Origin of the sequence: Pseudomonas sp. NC02, assembly GCF_002874965.1 — a bacterium.
GTDB lineage: Bacteria > Pseudomonadota > Gammaproteobacteria > Pseudomonadales > Pseudomonadaceae > Aquipseudomonas.
Genome location: NZ_CP025624.1, coordinates 4,238,110 through 4,256,328 on the forward strand (window position 1 = coordinate 4,238,110; position 18,219 = coordinate 4,256,328).

22 protein-coding genes are annotated in these 18,219 nt (G+C 61.8%); 8 read left to right on the forward strand and 14 right to left on the reverse strand.

Annotation, left to right across the window (positions count from 1 at the left end; translation table 11 throughout):
- Window positions 1-22: 22 nt before the first annotated feature.
- The gene (locus C0058_RS19935) at window positions 23-343 is read right to left on the reverse strand and encodes a YXWGXW repeat-containing protein (protein WP_003219711.1); all 321 of its coding nucleotides are present in this window, start codon (window positions 341-343) and stop codon (window positions 23-25) included.
- Window positions 344-613: 270 nt separating this feature from the next.
- On the opposite strand from C0058_RS19935, the gene C0058_RS32815 reads away from it, so the two are divergent.
- On the forward strand, window positions 614-757 hold the full coding sequence (locus tag C0058_RS32815) for a hypothetical protein (protein WP_166742173.1): 144 nt from the start codon (window positions 614-616) through the stop codon (window positions 755-757).
- Between the two features lie 4 nt (window positions 758-761).
- Here the strand turns inward: C0058_RS32815 and C0058_RS19945 are convergent, their stop codons facing one another.
- Complete coding sequence (locus tag C0058_RS19945; protein ID WP_008435982.1) at window positions 762-1,010, reverse strand: DUF1652 domain-containing protein; 249 nt, start codon at window positions 1,008-1,010, stop codon at window positions 762-764.
- A 244-nt stretch (window positions 1,011-1,254) separates the two neighbouring features.
- On the opposite strand from C0058_RS19945, the gene C0058_RS19950 reads away from it, so the two are divergent.
- The gene (locus C0058_RS19950; protein WP_102369404.1) at window positions 1,255-2,199 is read left to right on the forward strand and encodes a sensor domain-containing diguanylate cyclase; all 945 of its coding nucleotides are present in this window, start codon (window positions 1,255-1,257) and stop codon (window positions 2,197-2,199) included.
- 287 nt (window positions 2,200-2,486) lie between these two features.
- Here C0058_RS19950 and C0058_RS19955 read toward each other — a convergent pair whose 3' ends face one another.
- The 4 genes from C0058_RS19955 to C0058_RS19970 form a co-directional block, all read right to left on the reverse strand.
- Entirely contained in the window at window positions 2,487-2,747 is a 261-nt protein-coding gene (locus tag C0058_RS19955) for a hypothetical protein (RefSeq protein ID WP_003219703.1), read from the reverse strand.
- Between the two features lie 4 nt (window positions 2,748-2,751).
- Window positions 2,752-3,198, reverse strand: coding sequence for a GNAT family N-acetyltransferase (locus tag C0058_RS19960; protein WP_003219700.1), 447 nt, complete (start codon window positions 3,196-3,198; stop codon window positions 2,752-2,754).
- A 91-nt stretch (window positions 3,199-3,289) separates the two neighbouring features.
- Complete coding sequence (locus tag C0058_RS19965) at window positions 3,290-4,189, reverse strand: AraC family transcriptional regulator (protein WP_087693025.1); 900 nt, start codon at window positions 4,187-4,189, stop codon at window positions 3,290-3,292.
- Between the two features lie 36 nt (window positions 4,190-4,225).
- On the reverse strand, window positions 4,226-4,921 hold the full coding sequence (locus C0058_RS19970) for a fumarylacetoacetate hydrolase family protein (RefSeq protein WP_102369405.1): 696 nt from the start codon (window positions 4,919-4,921) through the stop codon (window positions 4,226-4,228).
- A 172-nt stretch (window positions 4,922-5,093) separates the two neighbouring features.
- On the opposite strand from C0058_RS19970, the gene C0058_RS19975 reads away from it, so the two are divergent.
- Entirely contained in the window at window positions 5,094-5,645 is a 552-nt protein-coding gene (locus C0058_RS19975; RefSeq protein ID WP_003219697.1) for a DUF4262 domain-containing protein, read from the forward strand.
- A 3-nt stretch (window positions 5,646-5,648) separates the two neighbouring features.
- On the opposite strand, the gene C0058_RS19980 is transcribed toward C0058_RS19975, so the two are convergent.
- Window positions 5,649-5,978, reverse strand: coding sequence for a hypothetical protein (locus C0058_RS19980; RefSeq protein WP_174717799.1), 330 nt, complete (start codon window positions 5,976-5,978; stop codon window positions 5,649-5,651).
- Window positions 5,979-6,191: 213 nt separating this feature from the next.
- Here C0058_RS19980 and C0058_RS19985 point away from each other — a divergent pair, with 213 nt between their 5' ends.
- Window positions 6,192-6,737 carry a hypothetical protein gene (locus C0058_RS19985; RefSeq protein WP_102369406.1) on the forward strand — a complete coding sequence of 182 codons (546 nt, stop codon included), beginning with the start codon at window positions 6,192-6,194 and terminating at the stop codon, window positions 6,735-6,737.
- A gap of 62 nt (window positions 6,738-6,799) precedes the next feature.
- Here C0058_RS19985 and C0058_RS19990 read toward each other — a convergent pair whose 3' ends face one another.
- The 3 genes from C0058_RS19990 to C0058_RS20000 all read right to left on the reverse strand — a co-directional run bounded on the left by C0058_RS19990 (window position 6,800) and on the right by C0058_RS20000 (window position 8,390).
- The gene (locus C0058_RS19990; RefSeq protein ID WP_102369407.1) at window positions 6,800-7,438 is read right to left on the reverse strand and encodes a hypothetical protein; all 639 of its coding nucleotides are present in this window, start codon (window positions 7,436-7,438) and stop codon (window positions 6,800-6,802) included.
- Window positions 7,439-7,555: 117 nt separating this feature from the next.
- The gene (locus C0058_RS19995) at window positions 7,556-7,876 is read right to left on the reverse strand and encodes a multidrug efflux SMR transporter (RefSeq protein ID WP_087693029.1); all 321 of its coding nucleotides are present in this window, start codon (window positions 7,874-7,876) and stop codon (window positions 7,556-7,558) included.
- Window positions 7,877-7,943: 67 nt separating this feature from the next.
- Window positions 7,944-8,390, reverse strand: coding sequence for a carboxymuconolactone decarboxylase family protein (locus C0058_RS20000; protein WP_029615984.1), 447 nt, complete (start codon window positions 8,388-8,390; stop codon window positions 7,944-7,946).
- A gap of 195 nt (window positions 8,391-8,585) precedes the next feature.
- Here C0058_RS20000 and C0058_RS20005 point away from each other — a divergent pair, with 195 nt between their 5' ends.
- From C0058_RS20005 to C0058_RS20015, 3 genes are all read left to right on the forward strand, one after another.
- On the forward strand, window positions 8,586-9,188 hold the full coding sequence (locus C0058_RS20005) for an FMN-dependent NADH-azoreductase (RefSeq protein ID WP_102369408.1): 603 nt from the start codon (window positions 8,586-8,588) through the stop codon (window positions 9,186-9,188).
- Window positions 9,189-9,205: 17 nt separating this feature from the next.
- Window positions 9,206-10,618 carry a PLP-dependent aminotransferase family protein gene (locus tag C0058_RS20010; protein ID WP_102369409.1) on the forward strand — a complete coding sequence of 471 codons (1,413 nt, stop codon included), beginning with the start codon at window positions 9,206-9,208 and terminating at the stop codon, window positions 10,616-10,618.
- 77 nt (window positions 10,619-10,695) lie between these two features.
- The gene (locus C0058_RS20015; RefSeq protein WP_168197513.1) at window positions 10,696-11,295 is read left to right on the forward strand and encodes a TIGR00730 family Rossman fold protein; all 600 of its coding nucleotides are present in this window, start codon (window positions 10,696-10,698) and stop codon (window positions 11,293-11,295) included.
- A gap of 55 nt (window positions 11,296-11,350) precedes the next feature.
- Here C0058_RS20015 and C0058_RS20020 read toward each other — a convergent pair whose 3' ends face one another.
- The 3 genes from C0058_RS20020 to C0058_RS20030 all read right to left on the reverse strand — a co-directional run bounded on the left by C0058_RS20020 (window position 11,351) and on the right by C0058_RS20030 (window position 15,416).
- The gene (locus C0058_RS20020) at window positions 11,351-13,840 is read right to left on the reverse strand and encodes a TonB-dependent siderophore receptor (protein ID WP_102369411.1); all 2,490 of its coding nucleotides are present in this window, start codon (window positions 13,838-13,840) and stop codon (window positions 11,351-11,353) included.
- A gap of 89 nt (window positions 13,841-13,929) precedes the next feature.
- Window positions 13,930-14,874 (reverse strand): FecR family protein, encoded by a 945-nt coding sequence (locus C0058_RS20025; RefSeq protein ID WP_102369412.1) that lies wholly within the window; start codon window positions 14,872-14,874, stop codon window positions 13,930-13,932.
- Window positions 14,871-15,416 (reverse strand): sigma-70 family RNA polymerase sigma factor, encoded by a 546-nt coding sequence (locus C0058_RS20030; RefSeq protein WP_003219688.1) that lies wholly within the window; start codon window positions 15,414-15,416, stop codon window positions 14,871-14,873. The genes C0058_RS20025 and C0058_RS20030 overlap by 4 nt, the downstream gene beginning before the upstream one ends.
- A 174-nt stretch (window positions 15,417-15,590) precedes the next feature.
- On the opposite strand from C0058_RS20030, the gene C0058_RS20035 reads away from it, so the two are divergent.
- Window positions 15,591-15,902 carry a hypothetical protein gene (locus tag C0058_RS20035; RefSeq protein ID WP_008435994.1) on the forward strand — a complete coding sequence of 104 codons (312 nt, stop codon included), beginning with the start codon at window positions 15,591-15,593 and terminating at the stop codon, window positions 15,900-15,902.
- Window positions 15,903-15,953: 51 nt separating this feature from the next.
- On the opposite strand, the gene C0058_RS20040 is transcribed toward C0058_RS20035, so the two are convergent.
- Window positions 15,954-18,101 carry a TonB-dependent receptor domain-containing protein gene (locus C0058_RS20040; RefSeq protein ID WP_102369413.1) on the reverse strand — a complete coding sequence of 716 codons (2,148 nt, stop codon included), beginning with the start codon at window positions 18,099-18,101 and terminating at the stop codon, window positions 15,954-15,956.
- Between the last annotated feature and the right edge of the window lie 118 nt (window positions 18,102-18,219).

Sequence of the window (18,219 nt, forward strand, 5' to 3'; positions counted from 1 at the left end):
AAGGGTCAGGTTGACGGAATGCTCAGCGGATCCAGTGCCCTTCTCTCCAGTACCAGTTGGGGCCGCGCGACTCCCAGTGGCCAGGTTCCCAACGGGCGTTGCGCATCACCGGCTGCCAGTGGCCCGGTACCCAGGCATAACCGCGCCCTTCGTAGCGCCAGTGCCCGCGATCCCACACATAGCCAGGGCGTTCGACGGGAACGGCCTCGACGCGCATCGGCGGTGGCGCTTCGCGGATGATCACTTCGGTCTGGGCAAAGGTCGGCGTGCTGACCAGGGCGGCCAGTGCCAGCGGGATCAACAGGGCATAACGTAATTTGGCCAGCGGTCGTGCAAGTCTCATGACAACTCCTTCATCGGCGATCGCCAGTGATCGCAGTTGTAGGGTTGAACGGCAGGTGTCCGAAAATCCGTCGCAACAAAAAGAACTTTTTATCGCGACCGCTCAGGACGGCAGGCAGGGCCAGTATTGCCCAGGGTTTGCGGGGAGTTGATGAAATTGTTGAAAGGTCGCGACGGATTTATCCATGTGGCCGCGTTCAAGGGTTAACCGTTGGTAATCGACAGGCGCGTTCTGTTGGTTGGCGACGCCCATCACCTTGAGGAAATCACCATGTCTCGTCGAATTTCACTGCTGGTTGCCGCCGTCCTGCTCATGAACCTTGGCGGCTGCGTGTTCCTGCCGGGGCACCGCGAGCATTGCTGCTGGCGCGGTTACGGGGTAGTGACTACCCCGACGGCACAAGCGATCTCCTGATCCGCTAACTGACCGCTGCAAACCCCCTGCGCCCGGCCTTGATCTCGGTGCGCAGTTCGCCAATCAGGTTTGAGATGGAACGGATGCTGTCCAGACCCTGGGGCGACACACGGGGCAGCAGCAGGTCGACGCGCCCGGAGGCCGGGTCGAAGATGTTGATGCGCAGCGAACCGTCGCTGTTCAATGAGCAGTCACAGGCGAGGGGCAGGAAGCCCGACTCCATGATGTGGCGAAACTCGGCGATCGAAATCATGCGGGCACCCTTCCCTGTACGGGGCTCGGAGGACGTGATCCGTCTAGGGTAGATGAGCTTTTTCAAACTGCCCGGGAATTAATTCAAAAGTGATACTTGGTGCGCATTTCGGCTAAAACCGCTGGCCGGCTGACGCCAAAAAAACCACACCGACACCCTCTTATCCGATGCCGCGCGAAGGGCTTGCTTCCTGGCGATGATGGCAAGATGCTCTGGTTTTTTTCCGACACCGAGAGCACTCCGCATGAACATCGAACCTTTGATCGAACCCGACAGTGCTGTGTACAAGACGTTGCTGGAATCGACCAAGGCCATCCCCTGGCGCATCGACTGGCCGACCATGACTTTCAGCTACATCGGCCCGCAGATCGAGGCGCTGCTGGGCTGGACGCCGCAGAGCTGGGCCACCGTCGATGACTGGGTGGAACGCATGCACCCGGACGACCGCGAGTATGTGGTCAACTTCTGCGTCTCCCAGTCCCGCGCCGGGGTCGATCATGAAGCCGATTACCGGGCGCTGACCGCCAGCGGCGAGTACGTGTGGATTCGCGACGTGGTGCACGTGGAGCGCAAGGACGGCGAGGTGCAGGCGCTGATCGGCTTCATGTTCGACATCAGCGAGCGCAAGAAGACCGAAGAACACCTGATTCGCCTGCAGAAGCAGCTGGAGGAGTATTCGTTCCAGGACGGCCTCACCGGCATCGCCAACCGGCGCATGTTCGACACCGTGCTGGCGCGGGAATGGACCAGCGCCCAGCGCAGCCAATTGCCGCTGTCGTTGATCCTGTTGGATATCGACTATTTCAAGCAGTACAACGACCTCTACGGGCATATCAAGGGCGACGAATGCCTGCGCCAGGTGGCACGCACGCTGTCGCAGGCGGCCAACCGGCCACGGGACTTCATTGCGCGCATCGGCGGCGAGGAATTTGTGTGGTTGTTGCCGGAAACCGATGCCGAGTCGGCACGGCGCGTGGCCGAACGCTGCCTGCATTTGATTCGCCAGCAGCAGATCGCGCATGAGCACTCGGCGGTGTCGGACCTGCTGACACTGAGCCTGGGCGTAGGCACTTGCACGGTAACGCCGGGCGGCGCGGCGCTGGCCTTTGTCGAAGCCGTCGACAAGTTGCTGTACCAGGCCAAGCGCAATGGGCGGATGCGCGCAGAGTTTGCCGACGTAGAGGATTGATACAACGCTCAAATCGCGGGCAAAAAAAATCCCAAGTAGCTGATGGAAACTTGGGATTTAAAAATGCATAAACCGTGGGAGGTGAACGCCCGGCTATATTACCCAGCGGGAAAACTTGTAACAAGATAATTTTCAACCTTTCGTCGGATTAAAACAGCGCTAAGTCATTCAATAACCACACTTTTTTAATGGATCCGATTATTGGAAATGCCACTTTTTGGTGCAATAACAGCGCATCGTTAAACAAACTTCGCTGTTTAATTCCGCGATAAAAATAAGGTTATTGATTAAAAGTGCGTGGGCTTCTTCAAATAGTGCTGATACAGGTGTTTGCACGGATCCACCAACACAAGTTCGTCCTGGGGCGTGGCGCGCGAAACACTGGCTGCCTGACGGCATAACGCCAGGCGCTCCGCCGCCTCTTCCCGCTGCCGGTCGACCTGGGCATTGAGCCGAACGAAATAGGTCCCCAACAACACCGCGACACATAGAACCCCGACGCCAAAATAGCGCAAGGCGTTGGATTGAGGGGGTTCCAGCTCACTCATACACTCATTGCACCTTGTGTTTCTGATAGCGAACATCGTCGCCCTCGGCCGTGTCGACCACTGCCCAGCCAAGCCGCTGGTAAAAACCGTTGGCACGGATCTGATCCCGCCCATCCGTGATCAGGAAGAGCGTGTCGTGGTGCTCGAACAGCGCGGCCTCGGCCACTGCCATCAATTGGCGGCCCAACCCAAGGTTCTCGTGAGACGGCAATACAAACAGGGCGAACACCTCGCCTTCGGCAAGATCAACCATTGCAAACGCGACAGGCCTGCCGTCCAGTTCGGCAAGCCATACGCAAGGCGCCTCGCGCATGCTGTCGGCGACGACTTGCGGGGTAATGCCCAGCTCAGCCATCTGCTCGCGGCTTAAGTGGTTCTGCACCACGGCGGTGCGAATGTCGAAAATGGCATTGATATCGCCCGGAGTTGCCAACCGTATAACCGAACCCATGTGCACCGCCTCCCGATGAGACGCTCAATTGTATGTAAATTGAAACACATCGGTTGTGGTGGATTTGTAAAACAGTCAGCCGGATTGCGCGTTAATCCTGCTCACGCCGCCTGAACTGCCCCGGCGCCAGCCCGTGGGCCTTGCGGAAACACCGGGAAAAATACGCCTCGTCGGTAAACCCGCAACGGTGCGCAATCGCGCCGATCATCTGCGGGCTGTTGAGCAGCAGCGTGCGCGCCAGTTGCATGCGCCGGTCGAGCACCAACTGGGAGAAGGGTTTGCCGGTTTCCTTGCGCAACAGGTGGGTCAGGTAGTTGGGCGACAGGAACGCCGCCGCCGCGGCATCCGTCAGGTTCAGCGACGGCTCGTGCAAATGCTCGCGGATGTAGCCTTGCACCCGGGCCAGGGCATCCTTGCGCCCACGCCGGGTGGCGTTGTTGGCGGCGAACGCCTGGAGCGGTTCGGCGTACTGTTGGCACACCAGCCCGATCAACTGGAACAGGTAACCCTTGAGCCGCTCCCGGGCGCCGAAGCTGCGGTGGGCGTCCAGGCTACGCATGTGTTCCAGCCAGGTTTTGACTTCTTCGAAGGCCGCGTCGTCGAGGATGAAGTCCAACTGCTCCTGGAAGCGGAACGGCGACAGCTCCGGCGCCTGGCCGATGGGGATGTCTTCCAGGTCCAGCGGGTCGCAGGTCAGTTGCGGCAGGAAAAAACCCTGGCTGAAATTGATCAGCATGAAGTCGCCGTCGTCGGGATGGGGAATCACGTGCAGGCGATGGGGCAGGATAAAGGCCAGGGCCTTTTTCGGGAACGGGCGCACCGCACCGCCGATGTGCTGCACGGTGTCGCCGCCCAGGTTGATCTGGATCTGGAAATATTCGTGGCGATGGGGACTGGTCAGCGCCGCCCTGCCCCGCTTGTCGCGGATGTAGAAGTCGGAGCGGTCGCTGCGTTGTTCCATGCCATAGGTGGTGATGCGGGTGCCGGGCATACGCGTTTCTCGGGGGGCCTGGGCACCACTGTAGCGTCAACCCTGGCCGAGGGTGAAGCTCAGCTCGGCCAGGCCGTCGATGCCGGCGGTCACCACATCGCCCGGTTGCAAGGCGCCGACGCCCGCCGGGGTGCCGGTAAAGATCAAGTCGCCGGCTTTCAGCGCCACGGATTTGGACGCGTGGCTGATCACCTCACTGACCGACCAGATCTGGTCTGCCAGATCGCCCACTTGACGTTGCTCGCCATTCACCTTGAGCCAGATTCGCCCAGTGCCCGGGTGGCCGACGGCACTCACCGGCCGCAGCGGAGTGCAAGGTGCCGACTCATCAAAGGCCTTGGCCCATTCCCACGGCCGCGACAGCTTTTTCGCCTGGGCCTGGAGGTCGCGGCGGGTCAGGTCGATGCCCAAGCCGTAACCCCAGATATGCGCAAACGCATCTTCCGGGGCGATGTCCACGCCGCCCTTGCCGATGGCCACCACCAACTCGACTTCATGGTGCAGATCGGCGGTCAGCGGCGGATAGGCGATCACGCCCTCGGCGGGCACCACGGCATCAGCTGGCTTCATGAAAAAGAACGGCGGCTCGCGGTCGGGGTCGTGGCCCATTTCGCGGGCATGTTCGCTGTAGTTGCGCCCGACACAGAACACCCGGCGCAGCGGGAAGCGGGCGTCGTCGCCGTGGATGGCAAGGGACGGGGTTTCGTTGGGGGTGATGACGTAGCGGGTCATGGCATGTGCCTCTTCGATTACCTGGGGCCAGTATGCGGACGGGCTCCGGGGCGAAGTTGGACAGGCTTACGCAGATTTTGTACTGGGCGGTGCATCGGTCACTTTGCCGAGCGAACCCAACACTGCTAGCCTCATCGCGCTTTCAACCCCTGATCCCGCAGAAAGGACTCTGATGAACATCATTCGCGCCGTCGCCCTCTTCGCCGCCTCATTGTTCTCGATGAACACTTCAGCCAAGGCCCCGCTTCCGGGATTCCAGTTGCCCAAGGCAGATTCGGAATATGACGAGAAGGTGTTGGCGGATATCAAGAAGATCGGCTGGCACCATGTGCATGTGCGGGCTGAAGACGGTGAGCCTTCGTTCGCCTACTCCCTGGGGTTCTACGCCAACTTCGGCCAACCGGAAATCATCGTATTCGGGCTGCCCCCGCAGATTGCCCAGCAGTTGCTGAACATCGCCGCGATCCGCTTTGCCGGTGCAAAAGCCGCCTATGAAACCTACAAGCCCTATGACGATATTGCCGAAGGCATGCGCATCGCCTTCATTCCTGTAGACCGCAGGCACTACCGCGAGTACCTCGGTTATGCCGGCTGGTTCTACGCCTCGATCAAAGCTGATTTCCCTGCGTTGCAAATGGTCTGGCCGGACAAACAAGGGCGCTTTCCGTGGGAGCCCAACTACGACCAGTCGTTCTCAAGGCTCCAATTGCTGCTGGATAAATAAGGGTTATTTACGCGCCAGCTTGTAGCGCAAACAGTCCTGATAAAAACTCTGGCGAATCACTTCGGGCTTGACCCGCGAACGGCTGTCGTAGGTCTGCTCGGTGATGCCCATGGCCATCATGTGCATCCAGGGTTTCTTGAACTGGTAGGTCTTCAGCTTCTGCCGCGCGGCGTACAGCGAGACGCCCGACAGCTTCAATTCCTGGGCCCGGGCGGCGGTGCCTGCACCCCAGCTGCACATGTACTTGTCGTTGTCCCGCAGCTCCCGTGCCTCAACCGAAACCGCCCCACCCGCCACGGCACAGGCGATCAGCATGATTCCCACATTGCGCATTTGCATCCCGCCTAACCACCTGAAAATAAAAGTGATTTTGGCGAGGATTTTGTTACAAAGGGGCCAGCAAATTGCCTTATCGGTGAATTTTCCGACCTGAAACCGAACCGAGTAACAGCGTTGCCATTCAGGCATTTTGCCACTATTGATTGCCGATAGCCCATTGCCTGACGATAATCGCGGCGCTCTCCCACACTCACGCAAGGAAACGCCGTGAAAAAGCTTCTACTGTTGACCCCATTGCTCGCGCTGCTGTTGCAAGGCTGCGGCGTCACCATGACGCAATACGAGCCGAACTTCGATAACGTCCAGGTCCTCAAGCAGGCAGCGCCGCTGCAACCCGTCAGCAATACCCAGGTGACGGCCGCATCGGGCGAAGGCTCGTTGTCTGTACGTGCCAACCCGATCCGCTCGCCCAGTGGCAGCATCCCGGCGCATATCCAGGCTGCGATCACCCAGGAACTGCAACTGGCAGGCCTGCTGAACCCGCAAGCAGAACGTCATCTGCAAGTGCTGGTGGTGAAGAATTCGCTGTCGGCAGGCATGGGCTCCGGCAACGGCACGCTGGCCGCGCGGTTTACCCTGCTCAAGGGCAATGACGTGGTGTACGACGCGACCAAGGAAGTGAATCACACCTGGCCCAGTTCGTTCTTCGGGTTCATTGCGATCCCGAATGCCGCCAACGCCTACAACCCGATGGTGCGGGATTTGCTCAAGTCGCTGTACAGCGACCCGTTGTTCATCAAGGCGCTTAAGTAAGGCCTGGGCTGCGAGGATCGGCCACCCTGCCCTCGCAGCTGTTTCAAACGTTCAGTTAGGTGTCACGCTCGTGGCACGTCGGCATCCAGTGCCGAATACTTCAGGTTATTGCCGTCGACCATTTGCTTGAGCAGGGCATTGACTTGGCGGGTGAAGGTATCGGTCACCGCGTCTTTCGGCGTGTTGGCCATCAACGGGATGAACCAGATGCCCATCCAGGTATTGATCGAGTCGTGGTTGGAGCCGGTGCTCAGTGCCTGGCCTTGTGCGTCCACCGATTCCAGCTTCATGGTGTACTGATCAGTCCCCAGCGCCGGAATGATGGTGAAGGTAAAGCCGCTGATAAAGGCCAATACCAGTTGGCCGCCACCCGGTGGATGGTTGTAGACCTTCAGGCGCAGGCTGTAATCGCCTGGCTGCTTCTGGAATTCATCCAGGGTCACGCGACCAAACAGGCCGGAGTCAGTCAGGACTTTCTGCAGCTGTGGCTTGAGCATGTCACGCGCTTGTGGGACTTCGGCCGCGGCGGCATTTGTCGGCTCGCCCTGGTAGAACTTGAAGTCTACGTAGACGTTCGGTTTGTTGGCGTAGCTGGCCTTCGACGGCAGCGTGACAGGTGCGACTTCGTCCTTCGTGAAGCTGGCGCAGCCGCCCATCGACAACGTGATCAGGGCCAACCCCAGCATTTTTCCAATGTGCATTACGACTTCCTTAGTGAATGGAGCGTCTCCATGGCCGGAGTTGCTGGGGGCGGATGATAAAGAGTGGGTGGGAATGTTAAAAGGCCATCTCCGAGAAATACCCGCTCGCAGGCAGCACTAGTTGGCGGAGACCAGTTTCAGGCCGATCACGCCGGCCAGGATCAGCACGATGCACAAAACCCGCAATGGCGCGGTGGAATCGCCCAGCAATGCCATGCCGAGGATCGCGGTGCCCGCTGCGCCGATTCCAGTCCAGACCGCGTAGGCGCTGCCCACCGGCAGGGTGCGCAGTGCCATCGACAGCAGGATCACGCTGGAAACGCCGGTCACGACGGTGAGCAATCCGGGGGTGAATCGGGTGAAACCGTCCGAGGCCTTCATCGCGAACGCGAAGGCGATTTCGAGGATGCCGGCCAAGCCGAGCAGTAGCCATGCCATGGGATGAGCCCTCAGGAAATACAGTGAGTGTGTGGCGAGCAGCCCCGCCACACCGAATCAGCGTTGGCTATGCCTTGGCAGCCGCCGCTGGCGTGGTACGGAAGGTGATGCCCAGTCGGTTGAAGGCATTCATCAAGGCGATGCCGTAGGTCAGGTCAGCCAGTTCCTTGTCGCTGAACTCGGCGGCCGCTGCCGCATAGTCGGCGTCCGAAACATCACTGGCGGTCACGGCTTCGGCAAAGGCCAGCGCCACGCGCTCACGCTGGGTGAAGACTGCGCCAGCGTCGTGCCACACTGGCACCAGCACCAGCTTGTCCACGGCCAGGCCTTGCTTGAGCAGGTCCCGCGAGTGCATGTCGATGCAAAAGGCGCAGCCGTTGACTTGCGAAACCCGCAGGTAGACCAGGTCGATCAGCTCCTTGGACAGGCCGCTGTTTTGCAGGTAGACGTAAACCCCGCCGAACGCCTTGTAACCTTCAGGGGAAGCTTTGGAGTAGTCGAGACGCGTTGTCATGGTGAAATCCTGTAGCGGTTGGATGAAGCCGCCATCTTGCGGCGCCATGGCCTACCCCAAAAGATCCATGATCTGGCTTGAACACCAGACCATGAATGCGCGGACATGGCCTACTCTGAATCTTGATTCTTGGCTCTTTGGCCTGGGTCATGAGGTTCGTAGACTGAAGGCCATCCATCCAGGAAGCAGCGCACCATGAATATCCTCCATGTCAGTGCCAGCCCTCGCGGGCCAGCGTCAGAAAGCAACGCCCTCTCCCTCAAGATCATTGAATGCCTGCGCCAGCGGCATCCAGACGCCGAGGTGATCCAGCGCGGCATTGCCGCAAATGCCCTGGCACCGGTGGACGAGCCTTATGCAACGTCCCAGCAGTCCCTCGTGGACGTCTCGTCCGAGGGGTCGATGGCCCAGTCCGAGCGGCTTGTTCAGGAACTGGAGCTGGCCGACATTGTGGTGATCGCCACCCCCATGCATAACTACTCGGTGCCCGCGGCCCTCAAGCTATGGCTCGATCACATCGCACGGGTGCGCCGCACCTTCGATATCTCGGCCCAGGGCAAGATCGGCCTGTTGCAGGACCGGCCAGTGTTCGTCGCCATCGCCTCAGGCGGGCGGTTTTCCGGGGAGCGCGCGCACCAGCCGGACTTCCTGACGCCGTACCTGAAAACCATACTGGGCATGATCGGCCTGCATGACGTGACCTTCTTCACCGTCGAAGGCACCGCTTCCCGCCCGGAAACTCTGGCCCAGACGCGCCGCCAGACCGACCAGGCGCTGCACGATTACTTCGCCACCTGAACAGGACCCGCCGCCGGATGAGCACTTCGATCAAGGCCTTTTCACCGCTGGACGCCGGCGCCGCGGAGCCGATTTACCGGCAACTTTACTGGCGGTTCCGCAGCGCGATTGCCGACGGTTTGCTCAAGCCGGGCGAACGCATACCCGCAGCCCGGGCCCTGGCCAAGGAGCTGGGGTTGGCCAGGGGCACCATCGATACGGCTTATTCGCTGCTGGCAGCCGAGGGCTATATCCAGGCCCGAGGCCAGGCCGGCACGGTGGTGGCTGAAGGGATCAAGGCCAGCCTGCCGGAGCGCCCCATGACGGCCAGCGACCACAATGCCGTTCGGCACAAGGCCGCCGTGTTGCCGTTTCAAATGGGGCTGCCGGCGCTGGATGCGTTCCCTCGCAAGATCTGGTCGAAAATCGCCGCCCGCTGCGTGCGGGCCACCCAGGTCGCCGACATGGCCAACCCGTGCGTGTTCGGCCTGCACTCGCTGCGCACGGCGATTGCCAGCTACTTGCAGGTCGCCCGGGGCATCCACTGTTCGCCGGCGCAGGTCTTCGTCACCTCGGGCTATCGCAATACGCTGGGGCTGATCGCCCACGCACTGCTGGAACCGGGCGATCGGGTGCTGGTGGAAGACCCAGGCTACTTGTTCACCCGACCGTTGCTGGATTACCTGAATATCAAGGCCATACCGGTGCCAGTGGACCCGGATGGCATGCAGGTATCCCAGGCCGTGCAACAGGGCAAAGGCGCCCGCGCCGCAGTGGTCACGCCGGCCCATCAAAGCCCGCTGTGTGTCTCGCTGGCCTTGCCCAGGCGCCTGGAGCTGCTGGATTGGGCGAGTCGCCAGCAGGCCTGGATCATCGAGGACGACTACGACGGCGAATACCGCTACGTGAGCCGCCCGCTGCCGGCCCTCAAGAGCCTGGACCGCGACGGCCGAGTGCTGTACGCCGGAACCTTCAGCAAGGTGTTGTTCCCCGGCATCCGCCTGGCCTATCTGGTGGTGCCGGCAGCTCAAGTGGAACGCTTCGAACATGTCAGCCAGACCTTCCTCGGGGGCTGCCCGGAGTTGACCCAGGCGATCGTCGCAACGTTTATGACCGAGGGGCATTTTGCGCGGCATATCCAGCGCATGCGCAAACTCTACGGTGAGCGTCGGGAGGCCACCGCCAGGGGCTTGCGCAAGGCCTTGGGCGAGCATATTTCGATTGACGCCCAGCCGGGCGGGATGCACTTGATCCTGCGCCTCAATGCACAACAGTCAGACCGCCTGTGCGTGGAACGCCTGGCGCAGGCCGGCATTTATGCCGAAGCCTTGAGCGACTGGAATATTCAAGGCCAGACCGGCCCCGGCCTGCTGCTGGGCTTTGCCAATATCGAGTCCGAGGCCATCGCCGAAGCCCTTGGAAAACGCATCCTGGACGCACTCATGGCCTGATCCGCCAGCCGGTTCTTGGCTCTTTTGCCCACCGGCGAGTGGCGCCATGCTGGACAGCCTGTCCTCACCCGCCTGGAATGCCCATGCCCACTCCCCTGCGCAGCCTCGCAGTTTTCTGCGGTACCAATTTCGGCTTCAACCCGCGCTATGCGGATGGCGCCCAAGCCCTCGGCCGGGAAATCGCCCGGCGCGGCATACGCCTGGTCTACGGCGGCACCCACAAGGGCTTGATGGGCGTGGTGGCGGACGCTGCGCTGGCTGAAGGTGGCGAAGTCATCGGCGTGATCACCGAGTTACTGCATGAACGCGGCCATTCCCACGCCGGGCTTACCCACCATGAAGTGACCCAAGACATGCGCAGCCGCAAGACACGCATGAGCGACTGCGCCGACGGTTTCATTGCCTTGCCCGGCGGGCTGGGTACCCTGGAGGAGTTGTTCGAGGCGGCCACGCTGACCCAGGTCGGCGAACACCACAAGGGCGTGGCGTGCCTGAATACGGCGGGGTTCTTCAACCCGGTGCGCGCCCTGCTCGATCACGCTGTGCAGGAGGGCTTCATGAAGGTCGAACACAGCCGGATGCTGATGTTCAACGCAGACCCCGGCGCCCTGATTGATGCCCTGGAGCAGTGGCAGGCGCCGGTGGTTTCCAAGCTGATTGAGCCGGTGGCGAACTAACGTTTTTCGGCCTTGGCGATGCTGCTCCCGAATCCTTTCGCCAAGGCCTTTTTATTTACCACTGATAGGTCGCACTGGCCTGCACGGTACGCTGCGAGCCATACCAGCACCACGAGTAGGAATAGCAGGACGCGACGTACTCTTTATTCGCCAGGTTGGTGGCGTTCACTGCCAGGCGCAGGTTGTCACCCTGACGATTGATGTGCGGAATGTCGTAGTGCACCGCTGCATCGAACAAGGTGTAGCCCGGCACCTTCAGGGTGTTGGCGGTATCGCCCCAGGAAGAACCGACATAGCGCGCACCGGCGCCTACGCCGAAGCCCTTCAGCGTGCCGTCGTGCAGGGTATAATCCGCCCAGGCCGACGCGGTATGACGCGGAACGGCGTAGGTGGTGGTGCCCTCGGCCGCAATGGCCGGACCGACACCGATGTCGCTGATGGGCGCATAACGCACGGTGTTGTTGGATTTGCTGATGCGGTTATCCAGGTAGGCATAGGCCGCAGTGATATCCAGGTTGTCGTTCAGGCTGGCCTTGCCTTCCAGTTCAAACCCGCGGGATTGCACTTCACCGTCCTGAATCTGGCAACGCGAGCCGTTGCACAGGTGGGAAGCGTCCGGGTCCAGCGTCGGTACGTTGGTCTGGCGCAGGTCGAAAATGGCAGCCGTGATGAAGCTGTTGCTGCCCGGCGGCTGGTACTTGATGCCGATTTCCGTCTGCTTGCCCTCGGTCGGCTGGAACGTCGAACCGCCGTAGCCCGTGCCGGATTGCGGCTGGAAGGATTCCGAGTAGCTGACATACGGCGCCAGGCCGTTATCGAACAGGTAGACCAGGCCCAGGCGGCCGGTGAAGGCCTTGCTGTCCTGGGACGACTTGGTCTTTTTCTGGGTCGTCATCGCCAGGGTACTGTTGTCGGTGCTGGCCCAGTCATAACGCCCGCCCATCAACAGCACCCATTTGTCCCACTTCATCTGCTCTTGCAGGTACACCCCCGTTTGCTCGCTGCGCGAGGTGGCGTCGCTGGTGTAGGCCGGCACCGGCACGGCCGCGCCGTAGACCGGGTCGAAAATATCCAGCGTAGGCCCTGCCGTGTACACGCCGTTGCCCGACTTGGTGTCAGTGCTGGTGTTCTGGTAATCGGCGCCCATCAGCACGGTGTGCTGCAACGGGCCGGTGTCGAATTTGGCCTGCAACTGGTTGTCGAGGGCATAGGCGTCGATGTTCACGTCGCTGGCAGTGGTCGAGCGGCGGATGGTGCGGTAATCGCTCTCCAGGTAGTTGCTGTAGAGGCTGCGGTATTGCCCTTCGCTGCGCAGGTAGCGCGCATTCTGGCGCACAGTCCAGACATCGTTGAAGTGATGTTCGAAGGCGTAGCCGATGGAGTAATACTCGCGGTCGCTCTTCTCGAAGCTTTTCTCGCCGTCGTAGAAATCCACGTCGATCTTGCGCCCCGTCGGGCTGTGCAGCACCGAGCCCCAGGCTGGCATCGAGCCGTAGGACGCGCCCTTGGGGTCCTTCTGGAAGTGCCCGAGCAAGGTCAGCGAGGTATTCTCGTCCGGTCGCCAGGTGAAGGCGCTGGACAGGGACTGGCGACGGGTTTCGGTGTGCTCGATCTGCCCGTCGGCATCGTCGAACAGGCCGGCAACGCGGTAGGAATACACGCCTTGATCGTCCAGCGGGCCACTCAAGTCAAAGGTCGTGCGCTTCTTGTTGAAGGTCCCGTACTCGACCCCGACTTCATGGAACGGTGTGTCCAGCGGGCGCTTGCTGACCATGTTGATCACACCGCTGGGCGTGCCCTGCCCGTACAGCACCGACGCCGGCCCGCGCAGCACTTCGACGCGCTCCAGGTCGAAGGCGTCTTTTTGCGGCAGGGCATCCCGGCTCGAGGGCATACGGAGGCCGTCGAGGTAGGTCGCCGGGGTGAAGCCACGGATGGTCAACTGGTCGAGGCGCGAGGCGGTGGAGCCACGGGTTTCCGGGATCACGGCAGCGCTATAGCGCAGGATCTGGTTGAGGCTCTCGGCGTTCTGCGCGCGCATCTGGTCTTTGGTGACCACTGAGATCGACTGCGGGGTTTCGATCAGTGCGGTGTCGGTCTTGGTGCCCGACAGGCTGCGGGTGGCCACGTAGCCAGACACCGGGCCGGTGGGGCTTTCCGACGGGTACGCGCCGCTGATGGTGGTGGCCTGCAACTCCATGGCGCCATCGGTGTGCGGGATGGCTTCGAGACGGTAGCGGTCGTCGGCGATCTTCAGGGCTTGCAGGCCGCTGCCGGCCAACACTTGGGCCAGGGCGGCGTCGGTATTGTATTGCCCGTTCAGGCCATTGCTGCGTTTGCCGCGGGTCAGGCTCGAATCAAAGGCCAATACCAGGCCCGCCTGTTCGGCGAGGCTGTTGAGGGCCTGGCTCAGGTCACCGGCGGGAATGGAGAACGCAGCGCTTTCAGCCGCGTAGGACGCTTGAACGGTCAGCAGGGGTACGGCGGCAAACGCCATCGCCACTGAAAGGGTCAATGGCTGTAAAGGACGAGCAAGGCGCGACATGAGAAGTCCTGGGAAATGGGGGTTCTATTAGTCATGACGGCCATGTCGGAAAATCGGGTATGAATGAGAGCAGTTTTTATTCAGACTTTTTACCGAGGCTTGATCACCACCACCAAATCGGTGAAGTACTCGACCTTGATCGGCAGGTTATCCGCCAGTGACGCCAGGGCCGCGCCGGTGTCGTCGAGCTTGAATACCCCGGACACGCGCATCCCTTGCAGCGCCTGCGGATCAAAGCGCACCAGCCCATGGCGGTAACCGGCGAGGGTTTGCAGGACCTCGCTCAGGGGTTGGTCGTCGACCTTGAGCAAACCACGGGTCCAGGCGTCCGGGTCGGCGTTGCCGATGGGTTGTGGGGTGCCGGCACGGCCGTCCTGGAGCGTGGACTTCTGCCCCGCCGGCACGTTCACGTCGCCCGCAACGGTGCCTTTGACGGCCACGGTGGACTCGATCACGGTGACCACGGTCGCGCCATCCTCGGCCTTGCGCACCAGGAACCGCGTGCCCAACGCCGTGGCCGTGCCCTGGTCGGTGTGCACCACGAACGGCCGTTGCGCGTCCTTGGCCACCTCGACCCACATCTCGCCCTGCAACAGTTCGATCACCCGTTGGTGGCCGTCAAACTTCACGTCCAGTGCCGAGTTGCTGTTGAGCTGTACCTGGCTGCCATCGGTCAGTGCCACCTGGCGCCGTTCGCCCACGCTGGTGCGTTGGTCGGCCATCCACACCGGCAGGCGCTCTATCCCGGCCCAGCCGCACAGCAACACACCCAACAGCGCGACGGCCTGGGTGCTACGGGCGGCAAACCTTGTTTTCTGTGGGGCAAATGCACGGTTCAGGGCCATGCGCGCCGGCGCGGCGGGCAACTCGTCGAGGCTGCCCCACAGGCTGCGCATGCGCTCGATGGCGACGGCATGCCGTGGATCGGCCTGGCACCATTTCTCGAAGGCCGCGCGGTCGGCCTCGGTCACGTGGTCGTCGTGCAACAACGTCAGCCAGCGGGCGGCTTCACTGATGATCTGCTCGGAACTCACGACAGCGGGTCCGCCCCGTGCAGGGTGTGATAGCAATGCACCAACGCACTGGAGATGTAGTTCTTCACGGTGCTGGAAGACACCTGCAGTTGTTCGGCGATTTCGCTGTAGGTCAGCCCGTCGAGGCGACTGAGCAGGAATGCCTCGCGGGCCTTGGCGGGCAGGCCGATGAGCATTTCGGCAATGCGTTCCAGGGCCTGCAGTGCCACATGAATCGCCGCCGGGTCCGGCATGCCGGCATCTTCGCTCTGGATCGCCAGGGCTTCCATGTAGGCCTTTTCGATGCGCCGCCGACGCGCGCCATCGATCATCAAGCGCCCCGCCGTGGTGGCCAGGAAGGCGCGGGGTTCCTTGATGGTATGGGGGTCGGCCAGCAGCAGGATGCGGATAAACGCGTCGTGGGCCAGGTCGGCGGCATGTTGCGAGCAGCCGAGTTTCTTGCGCAGCCAACCGTGCAACCAGGAATGATGGTCGCTGTAGAGGGTGGTGATGGTCTGCTGGCGACGGGCTATATCACCATCAGCTACAGGAAAGTCATGCATGCGCAAAAATTTCTCAAACAAGAAAGATTACCAATTGCGCGAACGATGACAGTAAAACGAAGGGGGAGCAAGGATGGAGTGATGGGTTGCAACGAATCTGCGACTTGCTGTGCGCACCTTGAAAGCGACCAGTGCGCACGCGACACTTCTGCGACTCATACAAGGACATCACGCATGACAACCTTCGCCAACACGGTCTCCACCCGCGAGGCCTATCAACTGCTCAAGGACGTGGCATTAGAGGTTCGAACGCTGAAACCCGTCAGCTCCAGCGACGAGCAAATGGTTGTCGACATCGACGGCTGGCAGGTCACGCTGTCAACCTGCGGGACGGCTATGGAGTGCTGCCTGCGCTGTATTGCACCGGATAACAGGCAAGGTTCACTGGACACCTGGCAACGTTACGGCACCAATCCGCTCGATCTGATGAGCCTGTGGGAGCGAACGCAGCTGCAGCGCCTGGTGCATGCAGCCTTCGTTCGCTGAACGTACGCTTTGCCCGCAATCACCCACTGCCAACATCAAACACTTTACGGATTAACGCCAGCTCCAGGAAACCCCGGTGTAAACCCCCATGCCATCCCCCGGCGTCGACCGCGCCACGTCCAGCCCCTTGTCGTCATAACCCGGCGTGACCGTGTTCGCGTAACGCCGGTTGGTCAGGTTGCGCAGGTCGACCCAGGCTTGCCAGTCGTGCTTCGGCGCGTCGTACCCGAGCGTCGCGCCGAGCAGTGTGTAGGCCGCCGCGTAGTAGGAGTTGGCGTAGTCCACCGCGACCCGCGATGAATGTTCGCCATTGAGGCTGGTGTAGAAACCGCTCGGGTGGCTGTAGCGCAATTGCGCCTGGTAGTAGTGCCTGGGGATGCCGGGCAAGGTGTTGTCGCCGAAGCGGTCGTCGTTGCGGTAGTGGAAGTCGCTGTAGGTGTAGGCCTGGCGCAGGGCGAGCTGGCCCGTGCGGCCACCGTCCCACAGCGGGCTGATCAGGCTCAGCTCCAGGCCTTGGTGCACGGTTGGGCTGGCGTTGGATTCGGCGATTATTGCGGACGTGGTGGACGTCGCGGCCTGGGTTTCGACGCTGAGCAGTTCGTGGCGCACCTCGGAGCGGTACAGCGCCAGGTCCCACTGGCCGAACCACGCTTCACCGCGACCGCCGACTTCCAGGGTGGTGGCGGTCTGGTTTTTCAGCTTCACCCCTTCACGTTGCAAACCGCTGGCCGGGCCGCTGCCCACGGGGAAGTACTTGTTGGAACCCCAGATCATCGACCACGCATGGGGCGGTTCCACCGAGCGACTCAGGTTGCCGTACACCTGCAATTGGGGGCTGAAGTCGTAGCGCAGGCCAACCCTTGGCGCGTAATCCCAATCGTGCTGGCTGACGGGTGTGTGGGTCTGCGGGTAGCTGACTTCGGTTTCACGACGGGTGTAGATTGCCGCCAGCCCGGTGGTCAGCCACAGGTCCGGCAGCAGTTCCAGGTCATTGCCGATATGCAGCACGCTGTCAGAACCCAGGTAGCTGTAGTCGCGGGTCCTGGTGCCGGGCGCGTAGCCCGCCGTATTGCCGATGGGGATCCGCACGAACTCCGAGCCGCCGTTGTTCGGCATCGCCTGGGTGGTGCGCAGGCCGAGGGTGGTCTTGCTGTCACGCCCGAACAATGTGTCCTGGCGGATGTAATTCAGGGTGCCGCTGACGTCGGTGTAGGCAACCTTGAGACGGTTGGTGCCCTCGCGCAGGTCCATCGGATAATCGTGATACGCCAGCCCGACCTCGACCCGGGCGTTGTCGTCCAGGTGCAGGGTGGTTTTGTTGGCGATCCAGGTCGAGCCCGGTTGCGTGCGTTTCGAGTCTCGCGCCACGTTGAGGCTGGCGGCGGCGCGCGGGTCGTGGCTGATCTGGTCGCGGGTCAGTTTGCCGGGGGAATCGTTGTCGGTTTCGCGGTAGCGAAAGTAGAAGCGGGTTTCCAGGTCGGGGTTGAAGCGGTAGCCGAAGTTGGCCGCGATGCCCTTGCCGCTGCCGGCGCTGTGGTCCTGGAAACCGTCGTATTGCGAGTCGGTGAGGCTGATGTAGTAGTCGGCATCCCCCAGCACCTGGCCCGAGCTGATCTCTCGCTGGCCGTAGCCATGGCTGCCTGCTTCGTAGCGTACTTGCAGCCTGGGCGCGTCGTAGCCGGTGTGGGTCACGTAATTGACTGCCCCACCCAGGGCCAATGCGCCCTGGTCAAAACCGTTGGCGCCACGCAGCACTTCAACGCGGCTGAGCCACAACGGGTCCTTGAGTTCGTAGGGCGTGCCACCCGGGCCGGTCAGTGGCAGGCCGTCGAAGGTTTCATACAGGCCGGAAGCGTGGGCGCCTGGGCCCCGGTTGATACCCGAGCCACGGATCGAAAGCTTCACCCCTTCGTTGTTTGCCGCCTTGGCATAAACACCGGCCTGGTACTTGAATACGTCCTCGTTGGTGCTCACCCGCCCCTGATCGACGCTGCCCATGTCGATGTAGTTGGTAGCGCCGGGAACGCTCTTGAGCTGGACCTCGGCCAGTTCGTCGGCGCTGAGTTCGGCGCTGCTGACTTCGACGGGTGCCAGTTGCAATGTGTCGTCGGCCTGGGAAACCGGGCTGAAGCTCAGGGCGGCGCCAAAGCCCAGCAAGGGCCAGGCTTTTCGGGAGGTGAACGGAAACGCGGGGGGCATGGGGGTAAATCCTTGGAATTCGTTTTTGCGACGGGCTCGGTCCGGCACAAGGTCTGTGGTGGGAAGCCCGTGAAGCGCGGCGGGTCACCATTGATGAACGCACAGGCCCCCATCGGCG